General features: G+C 67.5%; 16 protein-coding genes. 7 read left to right on the top strand and 9 right to left on the bottom strand.

The genetic code is table 11. From position 1 onward, the window contains the following. Positions 1–117: 117 nt before the first annotated feature. The 7 genes from ACSVC7_RS27950 to ACSVC7_RS27920 form a co-directional block, all read right to left on the bottom strand. Positions 118–1,428, bottom strand: a complete 1,311-nt coding sequence (locus tag ACSVC7_RS27950) for a methyl-accepting chemotaxis protein (RefSeq protein WP_448207719.1) — start codon at positions 1,426–1,428, stop codon at positions 118–120. Then, positions 1,403–1,927, bottom strand: a complete 525-nt coding sequence (locus ACSVC7_RS27945) for a PAS domain-containing protein (protein WP_448207718.1) — start codon at positions 1,925–1,927, stop codon at positions 1,403–1,405. The genes ACSVC7_RS27950 and ACSVC7_RS27945 overlap by 26 nt, the downstream gene beginning before the upstream one ends. A 223-nt stretch (positions 1,928–2,150) precedes the next feature. Continuing rightward, positions 2,151–3,530 (bottom strand): CRTAC1 family protein, encoded by a 1,380-nt coding sequence (locus ACSVC7_RS27940; RefSeq protein ID WP_448207717.1) that lies wholly within the window; start codon positions 3,528–3,530, stop codon positions 2,151–2,153. 266 nt (positions 3,531–3,796) lie between these two features. Next, positions 3,797–4,210, bottom strand: coding sequence for a cell division topological specificity factor MinE (minE, locus tag ACSVC7_RS27935; protein WP_448207716.1), 414 nt, complete (start codon positions 4,208–4,210; stop codon positions 3,797–3,799). Beyond that, entirely contained in the window at positions 4,207–5,022 is an 816-nt protein-coding gene (minD, locus tag ACSVC7_RS27930) for a septum site-determining protein MinD (protein ID WP_448207715.1), read from the bottom strand. The genes minE and minD overlap by 4 nt, the downstream gene beginning before the upstream one ends. Before the next feature lie 63 nt (positions 5,023–5,085). Continuing rightward, positions 5,086–5,850 carry a septum site-determining protein MinC gene (minC, locus tag ACSVC7_RS27925; RefSeq protein WP_448207714.1) on the bottom strand — a complete coding sequence of 255 codons (765 nt, stop codon included), beginning with the start codon at positions 5,848–5,850 and terminating at the stop codon, positions 5,086–5,088. A 297-nt stretch (positions 5,851–6,147) separates the two neighbouring features. Continuing rightward, entirely contained in the window at positions 6,148–6,465 is a 318-nt protein-coding gene (locus ACSVC7_RS27920; protein ID WP_448207713.1) for a hypothetical protein, read from the bottom strand. 505 nt (positions 6,466–6,970) lie between these two features. On the opposite strand from ACSVC7_RS27920, the gene ACSVC7_RS27915 reads away from it, so the two are divergent. Continuing rightward, a complete protein-coding gene (locus ACSVC7_RS27915) occupies positions 6,971–7,714 on the top strand; it encodes a PhoH family protein (RefSeq protein WP_448207712.1) in 744 nt (247 codons plus the stop codon). 46 nt (positions 7,715–7,760) lie between these two features. Here the strand turns inward: ACSVC7_RS27915 and ACSVC7_RS27910 are convergent, their stop codons facing one another. Then, entirely contained in the window at positions 7,761–8,564 is an 804-nt protein-coding gene (locus tag ACSVC7_RS27910; protein ID WP_448207711.1) for an alpha/beta fold hydrolase, read from the bottom strand. Positions 8,565–8,790: 226 nt separating this feature from the next. After that, a complete protein-coding gene (locus ACSVC7_RS27905; protein WP_448207710.1) occupies positions 8,791–9,051 on the bottom strand; it encodes a hypothetical protein in 261 nt (86 codons plus the stop codon). On the opposite strand from ACSVC7_RS27905, the gene ACSVC7_RS27900 reads away from it, so the two are divergent. The 6 genes from ACSVC7_RS27900 (at position 9,044) to ACSVC7_RS27875 (ending at position 15,331) form a co-directional block, all read left to right on the top strand. After that, positions 9,044–10,690 carry a methyl-accepting chemotaxis protein gene (locus tag ACSVC7_RS27900; protein ID WP_448207709.1) on the top strand — a complete coding sequence of 549 codons (1,647 nt, stop codon included), beginning with the start codon at positions 9,044–9,046 and terminating at the stop codon, positions 10,688–10,690. The two genes, ACSVC7_RS27905 and ACSVC7_RS27900, sit on opposite strands and share 8 nt — an antisense overlap. Positions 10,691–10,921: 231 nt before the next feature. Beyond that, positions 10,922–13,069 carry a bacteriohemerythrin gene (locus ACSVC7_RS27895; protein ID WP_448207708.1) on the top strand — a complete coding sequence of 716 codons (2,148 nt, stop codon included), beginning with the start codon at positions 10,922–10,924 and terminating at the stop codon, positions 13,067–13,069. A gap of 19 nt (positions 13,070–13,088) precedes the next feature. Continuing rightward, the gene (locus ACSVC7_RS27890; RefSeq protein WP_448207707.1) at positions 13,089–13,355 is read left to right on the top strand and encodes a hypothetical protein; all 267 of its coding nucleotides are present in this window, start codon (positions 13,089–13,091) and stop codon (positions 13,353–13,355) included. Between the two features lie 77 nt (positions 13,356–13,432). Further along, positions 13,433–14,035, top strand: coding sequence for an SCO family protein (locus tag ACSVC7_RS27885; RefSeq protein WP_448207706.1), 603 nt, complete (start codon positions 13,433–13,435; stop codon positions 14,033–14,035). A gap of 177 nt (positions 14,036–14,212) precedes the next feature. Then, a complete protein-coding gene (locus ACSVC7_RS27880) occupies positions 14,213–14,575 on the top strand; it encodes an AtpZ/AtpI family protein (protein WP_448207705.1) in 363 nt (120 codons plus the stop codon). A 12-nt stretch (positions 14,576–14,587) separates the two neighbouring features. Further along, complete coding sequence (locus tag ACSVC7_RS27875) at positions 14,588–15,331, top strand: F0F1 ATP synthase subunit A (protein ID WP_448207704.1); 744 nt, start codon at positions 14,588–14,590, stop codon at positions 15,329–15,331. Positions 15,332–15,370 lie beyond the last annotated feature (39 nt).

Below are 15,370 nucleotides of genomic sequence, written 5' to 3'. Positions count from 1 at the left end.
CCCCCCCCCCCCCCCCCCCCCCCCCCCCCCCCCCCCCCCCCCCCCCCCCCCCCCCCCCCCCCCCCCCCCCCCCCCCCCCCCCCCCCCCCCCCCCCCCCCCCCCGGCACCCGGTCCGGTCAGGCGACCTTGTGCATCTCGTCCAGGAACAGCTGCACCTCGCGGGTCAGGCGATCGGCCTGAGCGGACATCTGTTCCGACGCGGCGAAGACCTCGTGGGCGGCTCCGCTGGTGCGCTCGGCGGCGCTGGTGACGTCCTGGATGTCGTGGGTGACGGCCCGTGTCCCGACCGCCGCCTGGTCCATGTTGGCGACGATCTCGCGGATGGCGGAGCCCTGCTGCTCGATGCCGGCGGCGATGCCCCCGGCGATCTGGTTGATCTCCTGGATCGTGCCGCCGATGCCGACGATGGAGCTGACCGCCTCTTCCGTCGAGGACTGGATGCCGGCGATCTGGCTGGCGATGTCGCCGGTGGCCTTGCCGGTCTGGTCGGCCAGCCGCTTGACCTCGTTCGCCACGACGGCGAAGCCCTTGCCGGCCTCCCCGGCGCGGGCGGCCTCGATCGTGGCGTTGAGCGCCAGCAGATTGGTCTGGCTGGCGATGTCGTTGATGAGGGTCACCACCTCCCCCACCGTCTTGGCGGCGCCCGAGAGCTGGGCGACCAGGGCGTTGGAGCGCTCCGCCTCGCCGGCGGCGGTGGCGGCGACCTGGGCCACCTGCTCCACCTGACGGGCGATCTCGCGGATGGAGGCGGACAGTTCCTCCGTCGCGGCGGCGACGCTGCCGACGTTGGAGCCGGTCTGCGCGGCGGCGGCGGCCACGGAGGACGCCTTGCCGGTGGCGGTCTGCGCGTCCGTTTCCATGGTGCGCGCCGACATCTCCAACTGGTGGGCGGTGCCCGACACCTCCTCGCACACCGCGCGGATCTGGTCCTCGAACCGCTCGGTCACGCCGGCGAAGCCCTTCACCTTGGCGGCGATGGCGTCGGTGGCGGTGTTGATGGTGCGGCTGGCGTGCAGGAAGTTGCCCTGCATGCCCTTCAGCACGATGCGCCGGAAATACTTGTTGGCCGAGACGTAGCTCATCGAGGCCGCGGCCTCGCGGATGAAGGCGTCGGTGCGGTCGATGGCGTCGTTCAGCGCGTGCATCAGCTCGCCCAGGTCGCCGCGCTCGCGCACGTTGACGACGCGCGCCTCGAAATCGCCGCGCGACACCGCCTGACAAACGTTCACCGCCTGCGCCACGGCCGCGCGGGCGCGCGCCATGCACAGCATCACCCCGACCAGCGCCGCCAGCGCCGCACCACCGAGCCCGAGCCGGAGCGCCACGCCGCCGACCCCGGCCAGATCGGCCAGGACCAAAGCCGCGACAAGGGCCGCCGCCGCCACCCCCAGGGCGAAGGCCCTAGAGAGAGAAGACGAATTCGTCATACCCGATCCCCTTCTCCGTCAGCAGCGCGACGACGGCGGCGAAGGCCTCGTTCATGCCCTGCTTGCGGTCGGCGTTCTTGTTCTCGATGTCCAGCAGCGTGCGGTACAGCGGCACCACCTTGTCGATGGCCGCCCGGTCGGGCACCCGCCGCGAGGAGTGATAGCCGATGAGCTGCCCGCTGACGTCGTAGCTGGGGGTGACGTGCGCGAAGACCCAGTAATGGTCGCCGTTGCGCGCCCGGTTCACGACATAGGCGAAGATCTCCTGCCCCGCGCCCAGCGTGTCCCACAGAAGCTTGAACACGCAGCGCGGCATGTCGGGATGGCGCACGATGGAGTGCGGCGCCCCCATAAGCTCCGCCTCCGTGTAGCCGGCCACGCGCTGGAAGACGCGGTTGGCGTAGGTGATGCGGCCCTTCAGGTCGGTTTTCGAGACGATCACCTCGTCCGCGTCGAAGAACCGCTCCACCCCGGTCAGGGTGACGTCGCGATGTGCCATGGTGCCTGCGGTCGCCGGCCGGAGAAACCGGCGCCCCTATTGTTGCGGTTGTATTACAGGGCTTACATCTCCCCAACCGCAAGAAACCCGGCGGGAACCTTGCGGCAGCCGCAAATTAAGGTCCTCCGAGGTTACAAAAAAGTTTAAATTTATTGCCGTGTCGAAATATCTCAGCCTCGGAACCGTCGCTCCGCCCGATCATTCCGGCCAATCACTCCGCCCCTCACTCCGGCGGATAGGGGACGGTCAGCACGCGGCCGGCCGGCGGGTTGTCGATGATGGCCGACATGCCGTCGGGCCAGTTCACCTCGATCCGCTCCACGGCACGGTTGGCGCCGAGCCCGAAATGGGCGACCGGCTCCATCTCACACAGGAAACCGGACCCGCCGCAGATGACGCGGCGCTGGCGGCGGCCGGCGGCCGTGCAGGTGACCACCGCTCCGCGGGCCGGCGCGCCGTAGGGGGTGAGCGGCAGAACGCGAATCCAGCCGTTGTTCGTCGCCGCCGTCCGATAGAGCGACAAGGGCTGCGGCGCCCCCTGCCCCTGCGCGCATTGCCCGTGCGCGATCAGCAGCTCCAGCCGGCCGTCGCCGTCGATGTCCGCCACCACCGCCCCGGTGCCGAGTCCCTTCGGCTCCAGCGCGTCGCCCAGTTCGATCGGCTGCCACTCGTCGTGGCGCCAGCCGAACAGGCGGTTCGGCTCTCCGTGCAGGTTGAAGAACAGCTCTTGGTAGCCGTCGTTGTCGAAGTCGGCGGCGATGACGGTGGAGACCCGGCCGGGCATGGAGAAGTCGCCCCCGGCCTCGTCCACGAAGCCCCCGCCGGAGCGTTGCCGGAACAGGCGCTGCGGCCCCTCCCAGGCTCCCACCAGCAGGTCGAAGGCCCCGCCCCCGTCGGCCAGCGCCACCACGGCCCGCCCGGCGAAGCGCGAATCGGCAACGCCGCGCTCCTCGGCGATCTCCTCGAAGGTGCCGTCGCCCAGGTTGCGGAACAGGAAATTCGGCCCGCCCTCATTGCAGGCGAAGAGGTCCATGCGGTCGGACAGGAACGGCAGGCCGACCAGCCCGCGCCCGGCGGCGATCAGGTCGAGGCCGGCTTCCTCCGCCGCATCCTCAAGCCGGCCGCGCCGGCTCAGCTCGAACAGGCGGAACGGCCCGCCGTCGGCGGCGACCACGAAGCCGTAGCGCCCCCGCCCGTGCCGGTCCATGGCGACCACCGAGCGGCCGGCGACGCGGTTGGCCATGCCAGCGTTTTCCGGCTGGGCCAGCAGGTCGAGCCAATGCTTGCCGAAGCAAGCGAACAGGCGGTCGCCCATCTCCTTCGGCCCGCTCGAACAGTCGGAGTTGAGGACGTAAAGCTCCTCGCGCCCGTCGCCGTCCACGTCGGCGGCGGCGATGGCGACGGCGTGGCCGCCGGAATCGGCCAGCAGCGGGCCGGCCGTGTCGACCAGCCGCTCCCCGTCCCACTTCAACACGAGATTGTTGGTGCCGTAGCCCGTGACCACCAGCTCGAACGCGCCGTCACCATCCACGTCGGTGACCGCGATGCCGTTGGACAGGCGCGGTTGATTCCCAGCGATCAGCCGCGAGCATTCGAGGAACATCGGCCGCCTCTCCCCCCAAACGCAGCAAAGCGGCAAAGCCGCAAAGCTTCCAAGGCCGCCCATCGTTCGGGCTTTTCTTCGTTGATACCCCTTCAAACGACGGAGGTAAACCCACACCGAAGTGCAGGCCGTGCGCGAGCGGAGGGGTATGACCCGAAGCGGAAGGAGAGGATATGCACCAGGAGGGTTGGGCCAAGCGTCAGCGCAGCCCAACACGCGAGCCATGAAACAGGCGAGCGATGAGACGACGGGGGTGGGAAGCGCCGTTACCGCCGCTTCTTCACGCCACCGTTGGTCAGGGCGCCGCCGGCCGCCATCTTGACGGAGTCCGACGAGTCGTCCTCGTCATCCTCGTCCTTGATGGTGGCCGTGCCGCCGGTCGCCTTGGACACCGCCAGCTTGGCGGCCTCCTTCAGCGCCTTGGCGGCTTCGCGGGCGGGCAGCTCGATGTTCAGTTCGAGCGTCGAGCAATCGCCGCCGCGGTCCAGCTTCACCTCGACCTTGTTCTGGTCGATGTCGATGTACTTGGCGATGACCGCCAGCAGTTCCTGCTGGAGCATCGGCAGGTAATCCGGCCCCGTGCGCCCGGCGCGCTCATGGGCCATGACGATCTGCAGGCGTTCCTTGGCCTGCACGGCCGACGGGCGCGGGGCGGACCGGAAGAAGCTGAAGATGCTCATGCGGTCCTCCGCAGGAGGCGGCTGAACAGGCCCTTCTTCGGGGCCGTGACGAAGCGGTGCTCCACCTCTTCGCCGAGGAAGCGGGAAACCGCGTCGCCGTAGGCCATGCCGGCGTTCGACTGGTCGTCCAGGATGACCGGCATGCCGACGTTGGAGGCGCGCAGCACCGCCTGGCTTTCCGGAATGACGCCCAGCAGCGGGATCGCCAGGATTTCCAGCACGTCGTCGACCTTCAGCATCTCGCCCTTCTCGACGCGCTCCGGATCGTAGCGGGTCAGCAGGAGCTGCTGGGTGACCGGCTCCATCCCCTTCTCGGCGCGGCGCGAGCGGGAGTTGAGCACGCCCAGGATGCGGTCGCTGTCGCGCACCGAGGAAACCTCGGGGTTGGTCACGATGATCGCGTGGTCCGCGAAATACAGCGCCATCAGCGCGCCGCGCTCGATGCCCGCCGGGCTGTCGCAGATGATGTAGTCGAAGTCCTTGGCCAGCTCGTCCAGGACCTTTTCCACGCCTTCCTTGGTCAGCGCGTCCTTGTCGCGGGTCTGCGAGGTCGGCAGGATCGACAGGTTGTCGATCCGCTTGTCCTTGATCAGCGCCTGGTTCAGCTTCGCTTCGCCGTTGATGACGTTGATGAAGTCGAACACCACGCGCCGCTCGCAGCCCATGATCAGGTCGAGGTTGCGCAGCCCGACGTCGAAGTCGATCACGACCGTCTTGAAGCCGCGCAAGGCGAGTCCGGTCGCGAAAGCGGCGGAGGAGGTCGTCTTGCCGACGCCGCCCTTGCCGGAAGTCATGACGATGATCTTGCCCAACGGAGCTTCTCCTACATTCCTAAAAGTTGCCGCCAACAATTCCAGTTGAAGTGTTCGCCTAAATTACAACGGTTCCATATGCAGATAGCCGTCGCGCAGGAAGATCTGCACGGGCTTCTTCAGCACATCGTCCCCGAAGTCCTCGCTGACCCGATAGAGCCCGGCGACCGAGACCACCTCCGCCTCCAGGCTCTGGCAGAAGATGCGCGCGGTCGCGTCGCCGGACACGCCGGCCAGCGCCCGCCCGCGCAGCGCGCCGTAGACGTGGATGTGACCGTCGGCCACGACCTCCGCCCCCGGCGAGACCGGGGCGGTGATGACCAGATCGGTCTTCTCCGCGTAGATCTGCTGGCCGGAGCGCACCGGCTCCGTGATCACCAGCGTCGGCCGGTGGATGATCTCCGGCGGCGGGGCCGGCGGTGCCGCGGCACTGGCGGCGCCCTGCGGCTCGGCGCCGCGCGTGACCTGGTCCAGCTTGGCGGCGCGGCCGGCGGGCATCGGCGTCAGCCCGGCGGCCAGCGCCCCTTCCTGCACCGCGCGCGGTCCGCCCTGGAAGCCGACCGGCAGCAGATACAGCGTGCGCAGGTTGGTGACCAGCGCGGCCACGTCGAAGCGCGGCGACTCCTCACCCAACTCCTCGAAGTCGAGGACGATGGGCGCGTTCCGGAAAAAATTGGGCGCCTGGCGCACCTTGACGGCGAGCTGCGGGAAGAAATCCGGCGAGGCCGGGTCGCTCACCTTCAGCACCATCATGGTGAAGGAATTGCCCCGTAACTGGAACGGAACGTCCCGTTCGGCAACCTGCCTGGCGCTGCTCACCGCTGCCATCCTGATTGTGTTCCCGCCGAATCCGTTTCGTCCGCCGTCTGGCCCATCGGCACAGCACCAGGGCGGATGGGTCGTCCCCGCCCGCGTTCTAGCGGCGCACACCCGGTCCGTTCAAGCAATTCCCGGCCTTGATGGAGTGACATCCGCAGGCCACACACGAATCTTGCCGGATCGGCCTATGACCAATCCGCTTGGCTCGTCCATGTGTTGCGTCGCCGATATACCCCACCACAAAGTATGGTAACGGAAGTGGAATCGGCGGGCAAAGGGTTTCATGGTCCTACGCCCCGTCGTACGTCACGGGTTTTTCATCCCGCCGGCACGCGCCAGGATGGCGCGGCGCTCCTCCTCATAGACCTCCGGCGGCATCAGGCCGCGGTCCAGCATCACTTTGAGCGCGCGCAGCGACTGGCGCACGTCGTCGTCCTGGGCGGCGCTTTCCGCGTCGGTGTCGGCACCTGCGACCGCAGGTCGCGGCTTACCCTGGGCGACCGCAGGTCGCGGCCCACCCTGGCCGACCGCAGGTCGCGGCTCAGCCCGTGTGTTCGGCGCCGGTTCCTTCGGGGCACCGCCTTTCCCCGTGCCGCCCCAGACGGGGGTGAACTTCTGACCCATCGCTGCCTCCTGCGACTCGTCCACAACATGTTGTATGAATCTTTTGCTTCGCCCGCAATTTCGCCTGGCGTCAAGCGTTATAAGGGTTATGTTTGTCTCTGTGAGGTTCATACCTTGACGAAGAGGTCTGCTTGCACCGTCCTTCGTTCACACGCGTCCCCCACCGCTCCGCGTTCCCTTGCGGGTCCGCCGGATGGGACGCACGCCTCGCACCGGCAAGCACGCTCCCGGCACATCCGCCGTCCGACGACGTCCGAAGCCTCCCCCCTGCGGGAGGCTTTTTTTGTGCCCGGAGCGCCGCCCACCAACGTGACGTGAGGAGAGCGACATGTCCAAGCGCCAGAGCACAGGCAGCGCTGTCACGGCGACCGAGTCGAAGGCCCGATCACACCGCCCGGTCTCCGGCCGGATGATGACTCCGGGGGTTTTCGACGCCCTCCGGTGAGGCCCGCCGCCGACACCACTTCCGCTTTTTGGGGCGAACTCCAGACGAAGGACTTTCCTCATGGCCAAGCGACAGACCAGGGCGATGCCGGTGATCAGCGACGATTCGAAAGTGACCAGCCTCTTCCGCGGCTCGGGCGGCTGGGACCCGCTGGGCGGTGACGACCAGCGCGACCAGAGCTACCTGAAGACGGTCAAGCCACGCACGGACAACCAGGACGCTTTGATGAAGGCGATCGACGGGCACGCCCTGACCATCGCCATCGGCCCGGCGGGCACCGGCAAGACCTACCTCGCCGTATCGAAGGCGGTGGAGGCGCTGAACGCCGGCCGCGTCGCCCGCATCGTCATCACCCGCCCCGTCGTGGAGGCCGGCGAGAGCCTGGGCTTCCTGCCCGGCGACATCAACGAGAAGATGGACCCGTGGATGCGCCCCATCTACGACGCTCTGGCCGACCGGCTGGGCGCCAAGCAGGTGCGCCAGATGGTCAAGGACGGCACGGTGGAGGTGGCGCCGCTCGCCTACATGCGCGGCCGCACCATCTCGCGCAGCTTCCTCGTGGTGGACGAGGCGCAGAACATGACCTTCACTCAGATCAAGATGCTGCTGACGCGCCTGGGGTGGCATTCGACCATGGTCGTCACCGGCGACCCCGACCAGACCGACCTGCTGCCCGGCATGTCCGGCTTGGCCGAAGCGACCCACCGGCTGGAGGCGCTGGACGGCGTCGCCGTCGTCCGCCTGACCGCTCAGGACATCGTGCGGCACCCGCTCGTCGCCGCGATGATGCCCCTGCTGGCCTGACACGCCTTGGCCCTGCCCCGGCGGCGGCCAGCCGCCCGGGGCGGGGCTACAGGTGCCGGCTAAGCGCCTCGATCACCATGTCCGGCGCGGTCATGTGCGGGAAGTGGCCGGCGGCCTCCAACACCTCCATCACGCCGCCCGGCAGGTGGTCGCGCAGATGCTCCGCCGCCTCCAGCGGCACCGCTGCATCGTTGGCGGTCTGCAGGACGACCGCGGGAACCGCGACCTTCGACAGCCGGTCCCGCAGATCGCCGTAGAAGATCGTCAGCAGGATCGACAGCGCCACATCCGGCCGCATCGCCCGGAGATTCGCGACGAATTCCCGAACCGTCGGGTCGCCCGGCGGCGCCGACACGACGAGCTGCCCGAAATTCTCGGTCCAGGCGATGTAGTCGGCGGTAGCGGCGTCGATCATCGCGTTCACGTCCGCCGCCTCGAACCCGCCGCGGTAGCCGCTGTCGTTGAGGTAGCGCGCGGAGGAGCCGAGCAGGACCAGCTTGCGGAACATCCAGGGCTCGGCGATGGCCGCCAGCACCCCCACCATCCCGGCGACCGAGTGCCCGACATAGGCGCAGTCGCGGATACCAAGCTCCCGCAGGGCGGCGAGCACGTCCTCCGCATAGGCGTCCAGCTTGGAATAGCGGATCGTGTCGTAGTGCCTCTGGTCGTCGGGGCCGAGCCCGACCAGATCGAGCAGGACGATGCGGAACGCGCCCCGGAACGCGTCCACCACATGCCGCCACGCGCCCTGGTCCGTCCCGAAGCCGGGAACCAGCACCAGCACGTCGGCCCCGGTTCCGACGACGGTGACGTTGAGCCTTTCGAGGACGGAATTTCGGCTGTGGACCATGGCTCACCCAGGCAGATTGGCACTGAACCGCGCAACGGCGCGCACCGGCTGACGCACAGGCCACGTCACCGGAAGTCAATCCGGCAAAAGCGCCGCTGTATCGGAGACCGACCAACAAATACCGAACGCATTTTTGACGATTTCCACCCAACAGGTCTATCGTAAAATGGGCCTATTGCACATATCACACCGGCGGTTATTGACCAACATCAAGAAACCCTCCGAATCATGAAATCGTGGTTGCGTAATACTGCATGATGACGCCCGAAAGGGCCGTCACCGCCTCAGAAAAACGCGCGTCGGCGACATGCCGCATTCGCATAAAATTCTTGCGAAGCTGGTTGATGGACATCAATTGCCCGACAGCGCGGACCTGCGAGGCTGGGACCACTCGGGACCGCGCACGCAAGGGAGGCCGGTCCGTCAGAAGCTCGCGGTGTCCCATGAACAGCATCACCATAAAAACGAAACTCGCGACCGTGTTCACGGTCGTCTTTTTCCTGGTTGTCGGCTTGGGCGTCTTCGCCGGGACCCGCCTCGCCGTCGTGAACGACGTCGCGCGGGACCTCGGCACCAACTGGCTGGTCGGCATGCGCTACGCGTCGGCCATCAGCATCAACGTCGGCAAGTTCCGCATCGCCGAGGCCCGGCACATCATCTCCACTGATCCGGCCGCGATGACCAGGATCGAAGGGGAACTGGACGAACGCCTGACCTGGATCCGAAACGCGCAGGCGAAGTACGAGCCGACGATCACCCCGGGCGCCGAGGCCGCCATCTACGGAGAGGTAAAGGCCGCCCTGGCCGAATACCTGACGATCCACAAGGACGTGCTCGCCCTGTCGCGCAAGAGCGAGAGCGAAAAGGCCGCTGCCCTTTTCATGGGCAAGTCGCGCGACGCTTATGAAAAGATGGTCAACGCCCTGGACCGCATCATCCAGATCAACACCGACGGCGGCGACTCCGCCGTGAAGACCGGCGAGGAGACCTACGAGCGCGCCAAGGTCCTGACCGGCGTCATCGTGGCCCTGGTTGGCGCCCTCGCCGCCGGTGCGTGGCTGCTGATGCTGTTCAGCGTGTCGAAGCCGGTGCAGCGCATGACGGACGCCATGACCAGACTGGCCGAGGGCGACGCCACCGTCACGGTCCCCGCGCTCGACCACAAGGACGAGATCGGCGCGATGGCGCAGGCCGTGCAGATCTTCAAGCAGAACCTGATCCGCACCCGCGAGATGGAACGGGAGGCCAAGGCCGCCGACGAGCGCGCCAGGGCCGAAAAGCGGCAGACCATGCTCGACCTCGCCAACCGCTTCGAAAGCCGGGTCGGCGGCATCGTCAACAGCGTCGGCAGCGCCGCCACCGAGTTGCAGGCGACCGCCACCCAGCTGTCCGCCGCGGTGGAGGAGGTCAGCGCCCAATGCGTGGCGGTCGCCGCCGCCTCCGAGCAGGCCAGCGCGAATGTCCAGACGGTCGCCGCCGCGTCGGAGGAGATGTCCTCCTCCATCCACGGCCTGTCCGAGCGCGTCTCGATGGCCGCCAGCCGGTCCAAGGCGGCCGCCGGCGGCGCCGTCCAGGCGCAGAAGGAACTGGACGCCCTCTCCGCCGCCATCGAGCAGGTGGACCAGATCGTGGCCTCGATCAACGCCGTCGCCAGCCAGACCAACCTGCTGGCGCTGAACGCCACCATCGAGGCCGCCCGCGCCGGGGAGGCCGGCAAGGGCTTCGCCGTGGTGGCGAGCGAGGTGAAGAACCTCGCCAACCAGACCCACACCATGACCGACCAGATCGGCTCCAACCTCGCGGCGGTGAAAAGCGCCTCCTCCCGGACCGTGGAGGCCATGCGGACGATCATCGGGCAGGTGGCGGACATCGACCATTCGACGTCGGAAATGGCTTCCTCGGTCGAGCAGCAGAGCGTCGCCACCGGCGAGATCAGCCGCAACGCCCAGCAGGCGGCGACCGGCACCTCCGAGGTGTCCCACAACGTGGTGGGCATCCAGCAGGCGGAGTCGGAGACCAGCAACGCCACCAACAACGTCAAGTTCGCTTCCGATGAACTGGCCCGCCAGTCCGCGTCGCTCAAGGCCGAGGTCGACGCCTTCCTGGCGGAGATCCGCGCCGCCTGACGGTCGGGTGGCACAAGCACAAGCCCCGGCGAGCGATCGCCGGGGCTTTTTCTTTGTGGCCGCAACCTCTTGGACCGCCACCTGCGGCGAATTCGCCCAAGCGTTGATCCATCTTGACGGACGCCACCGACTTCGCAAAATTGTTAAAAAATTTTAAGACAATTTCGGAGCCGACACGAAACGGCCCGAACACGGCGCCTGCGCCGAAAGAATGTGACCGGAGGAGCGCACTTGTTCGAGCGTATCAGCATCAGGGCGAAGATTTCCGTCATCCTGGGCACCGCGGCCGCGGGACTCGGCCTGCTCGCCGTGGTCAGCCTGTACGGCCTGCGCGCGGAAATGATGAAGGACCGCCAGGACAAGACCCGCAGCGTCGTCGAGGTGGCCCACGGCGTCGTCGCCCATTTCGAGGCGCTGGAACGCAAGGGCTCCCTCACCCGCGACGCCGCGCAGGCGGCGGCCAAGGATGCGCTGCGCCGGTTGCGCCATTCCGGCGACGAGTATTTCTTCGTCACCGACCTGAGCCCCCGCATGATCATGCACCCCATCAAGCCGGAGATGGAGGGGCAGGACCAGTCGCAAACCGCCGACCCCAACGGCAAGCGTCTGTTCGTGGAGTTCGCTCAGGTCGTGAAGGCACAGGGGGCCGGCTTCGTCGATTACCTGTGGCCCAAGCCGGGATCGGCGCAGCCGATACCGAAGATTTCCTACGTGCGCGGGTTCGAGCCCTGGGGTTGGCTGATCGGTTCCGGCATCTATGTGGACGACGTCGCCGCCGCCTTCCGTGAGGCCGCCGTCGCGCTCGCCGGGCTTGGGCTGCTCATCGCCCTGGTGGCCGGCGCCATCGGGCTTCTGGTCAGCCGGGCCATCGTCCGGCCGCTGGGCGTGATGACCGGCGTGATGCAGCGCCTCGCCGACGGCGACACCTCCATGGCCGTGCCGGCCGCGGGCCGCCGCGACGAGATCGGCGTCATGGCGCGCACGGTGGAGGTCTTCCGCAAGAACCAGATCGACTTGCAGCGCCATTGGACACGGCAGCAGGTGGAGCACCGCGTGACCGAGCAGCGCGCCCGCGCGCTGGAGCGGCTGACGGAGCGGTTCGACACGACCGTCGCCGCCATGGTCGGCACCGTCGGCACCGCCGTGCAGGCGCTGGAGGACACGGCCCGCTCGCTGTCCGACACCGCCGACCGCAACATGCGCGAGGCCGCATCGGTCGCCGGCGCGTCGCAACAGGCATCCGTCAACGTGCAGACCGTGGCGACCGCGGCGGAGGAGCTGAGCAGCGCCATCGCCGAGATCGGGGAGCAGGTCGCCGCCTCCTCCCAGATCTCCCACCAGGCGGTCAGCGCCTCGCGCACGGCGAGCGAGCGCATCGACGGGCTGGGGACGGCGGCGCAGAAGATCAATGAGGTTGCCGACCTCATCACCAGCATCGCCAGCCAGACCAACCTGCTGGCGCTCAACGCTACCATCGAGGCCGCCAGGGCCGGCGAGATGGGCAAGGGCTTCGCCGTCGTGGCCGGCGAGGTCAAGACGCTCGCCAGCCAGACCGCCAAGGCCACGGAGGAGATCACCGCGCAGATCACGGAGGTCCAGCACGCCTCGCAGGCGGCCGTCACCGCGATCCGGGAGATCGCCGGCATCATCGCCCGCAGCGACGAGATCGGCACCTCCATCGCAGCCGCGGTGCAAGAACAGGGGGCCGCCACCGGCGAGATCGCCCGCAGCGCCGGCGAGGCCGCCCAGGGCACCCAGCAGGTCTCCACCAGCATCACCGAGGTCTCGGCTTCCGCCCTGGAGACGGAAAAGGCCGCCAACAGCCTGCTCGACGCGGCTGAAAGCCTGGCCCAGCAGGCTTCGTCGTTGCGCGGGCTGGTCGACGCCTTCCTCGTGAATGTGGAGGCGATCAACACGGCGGAGCTGGACAAGCTGTTCGCCCCGGCCGGCGAAGACGTCTTCATGCCCTGGAACGACCAGCTGCCGGTCGGGCAGGAGGACATCGACAACGACCACATGATCCTGGTCGCGCTGATCAACAAGGCGGCGACGCGAATCCGCGACGGCGAGGTGCCGCACGCCATCGGCACGGCCATCGACCAGCTGATCGCCTACACCGTCCTGCATTTCGAGCAGGAGGAAAGTGTCATGCAGCGCTCCGGCTATCCGGAGTTCGCCCAGCACAAGGCCCAGCACGACGCCCTGCGCAAGCGCGTGGGCGAGCTGAAGCAGCGCTTCGAGGCCGGCGAATCCTCGGTCGGGGACGATCTGCTGAAGCTCTGCCGCGACTGGCTGTTCGAACACATCCAGCGATTCGACAAGCGCATCGGCCACCACCTGCAAGGGACTGCCCCAGGGACCACGAAGCGGGCGGCATGACGGCGCGGAGGACCGGTTCGTGATCCAGGTCATCCTCGAAGCCATCGGGCGCATCATCGTCGAGGTCCTGTTCGACCTGATCCTGGAGATTCCCGGCCTGCGCTGGGCGCTGAGCGGCGGGCTAGCGGGCCTCCTCGCCGCTGTCGTCGCCGGGATCGCTTTCGAGGATCTCCCCGACTCCGCCGCCCTCGCCATCGTGCTGTTCAGCATGGCGGCGACGGCGTTTTGGCGCTGGACGGTCTGGCGGCGTGCCACCCGTCCGCCGCCAGCCAGTTGGAGTCCCTGAGCGCCCCCGGCCGACTTTCCCTCTTGACCTGTTTTCCCTCTTGACCTCGGCCGCCCGGCATCCCATTCCAGGCCATCATGAAGGCCCGAATCCTCCGCATCGCCGCCGCCTCCGTCGTGGGGCTCCTGATCGCCGCCGGCATCGCTTGGTGGCAGGTCGACCACGCCGGGAACACAGTGCAGAGCAGCGTCCCCATCGGCGGGCCGTTCACGCTGACCGACCAGGACGGCAAGACGGTCACCGACGCCGACTACCGCGGCAAGTTCCTGCTGATCTATTTCGGCTACACCTATTGCCCGGACGTCTGCCCGACCGAACTGGGCACCATGGCCCGCGCGCTCGATCTTCTGGGCCAGCAGGCGGAGCATGTGCAGCCGCTGTTCATCTCCGTCGATCCGGAGCGCGACACGGTGGCGCATCTGAAGGAGTATGTCGCCCTCTTCCACCCGCGCCTCGTCGGCCTGACGGGGACGCCGGAGCAGGTGAAGGCCGCGGCCAAGGCCTATCGGGTTTACTACGCCAAGGCGCCGCAGCAAGGCGGAAAGCCCGACGAATACTTGATGGATCACTCCAGTTTTCTTTACCTGATGGGTCCGGACGGCCGTTTCCTCGGGGTCTATCCGGCCGGCACGACCGCCGACCGGCTGGCCCAGGACCTGGGCACCCGCATCGCCGGCTGAGCCCTCACGCGCGCCCCTTCGGACACCGCAGTGCGGTAATACCAGAGCTTGGGCGCGGTTTCGTTTTCTTTTCAAGCACTTGGATTATGGGTTTTGCGACTTGACAGGGTTGAGCCCTGTCCGTATGGTCTCGCCGCTTTCGCGTGGCTGCGAGCCAACGGGGGACCACGAAGCGACATGAGCGACGAGAAGCCCCCACCTTCTCTGGAAGAGCTTGAAGCCCGACTGAGGAAGGCGCGTGAAGGGCAGGCATCCGACACGGGACCCGGCAGATACCACCGGATTCCGCAGGGGCCGCTCGCCATCGCCTTTCGCATCGGGACCGAGCTGGTCGCGGCCATGATCGTCGGCGTCGGTGGCGGGCTTCTGCTCGACCGCTGGCTCGGAACGGCGCCCTGGGGACTGATCGTCATGTTCTTCCTGGGCGCTGCGGCCGGAATTCTGAATGTCTACCGGGCCATCACCGGGCTCGGAATCGCCCCCGGCTATAGCCGGACCCGTGAGGATGACAACGAGCGCCCTAACGGCGACGCACACTGAGCGAGGACGACCTTGGATCCGCTGCACCAGTTCCAGATCAACCCGATCCTCCAGATCGTGATCGCCGGGTATGACGTGTCCTTCACGAACTCGGCGTTGTTCATGGTCGTGGCGGTGGCGCTGATCTACGCGCTGCTCGTCTTCGGCATGGCTGGCCGCGCCCTGGTTCCGGGCCGCCTCCAGTCGGTTGCCGAGATGTTTTACGAATTCGTCGCGAACATGGTTCGGGACAACGCCGGGCACGACGCCCGTCCGTACTTCCCGTTCGTCTTCGCGATCTTCATGTTCGTGCTGTTCGGCAACCTGATCGGCATGATCCCCTACACCTTCACCTTCACCAGCCACATCATCGTGACCTTCACGCTGGCGGCGACGGTGTTCGTGTTCGTGACCATCCTGGCTCTGCTGAAGCACGGCCTGCACTTCTTCAGCTTCTTCATGCCGCACGGTGCGCCGGTCGCGCTCGCCCCGATCCTGATCCCGATCGAGGTGATCTCCTACCTGATGCGCCCCGTCAGCCTGTCGATCCGACTGTTCGCCAACATGATGGCCGGTCACACGATGCTGAAGGTGTTCGCGGGCTTCACGGTTCTGATGATCAGCGGCCTCGGCGCCATCGGCTTCCTGGCCGGTCTCGTGCCGATCGCGATCAACATCGCGCTGACCGGCTTCGAGTTCCTGGTCGCGTTCCTGCAAGCCTACGTCTTCTCGATCCTGACCTGCCTGTACATCCGCGACGCGCTGGAACTGCACTAAGCACCGGCACTGAAACGGACTGCATAGTTCACCTTTTTC

The sequence above is a fragment of the Azospirillum mesophilum genome (genome assembly GCF_053470405.2).
Note: the sequence above shows the minus strand (reverse complement) of the source record. Positions and strands in the feature narration are given on the sequence as shown.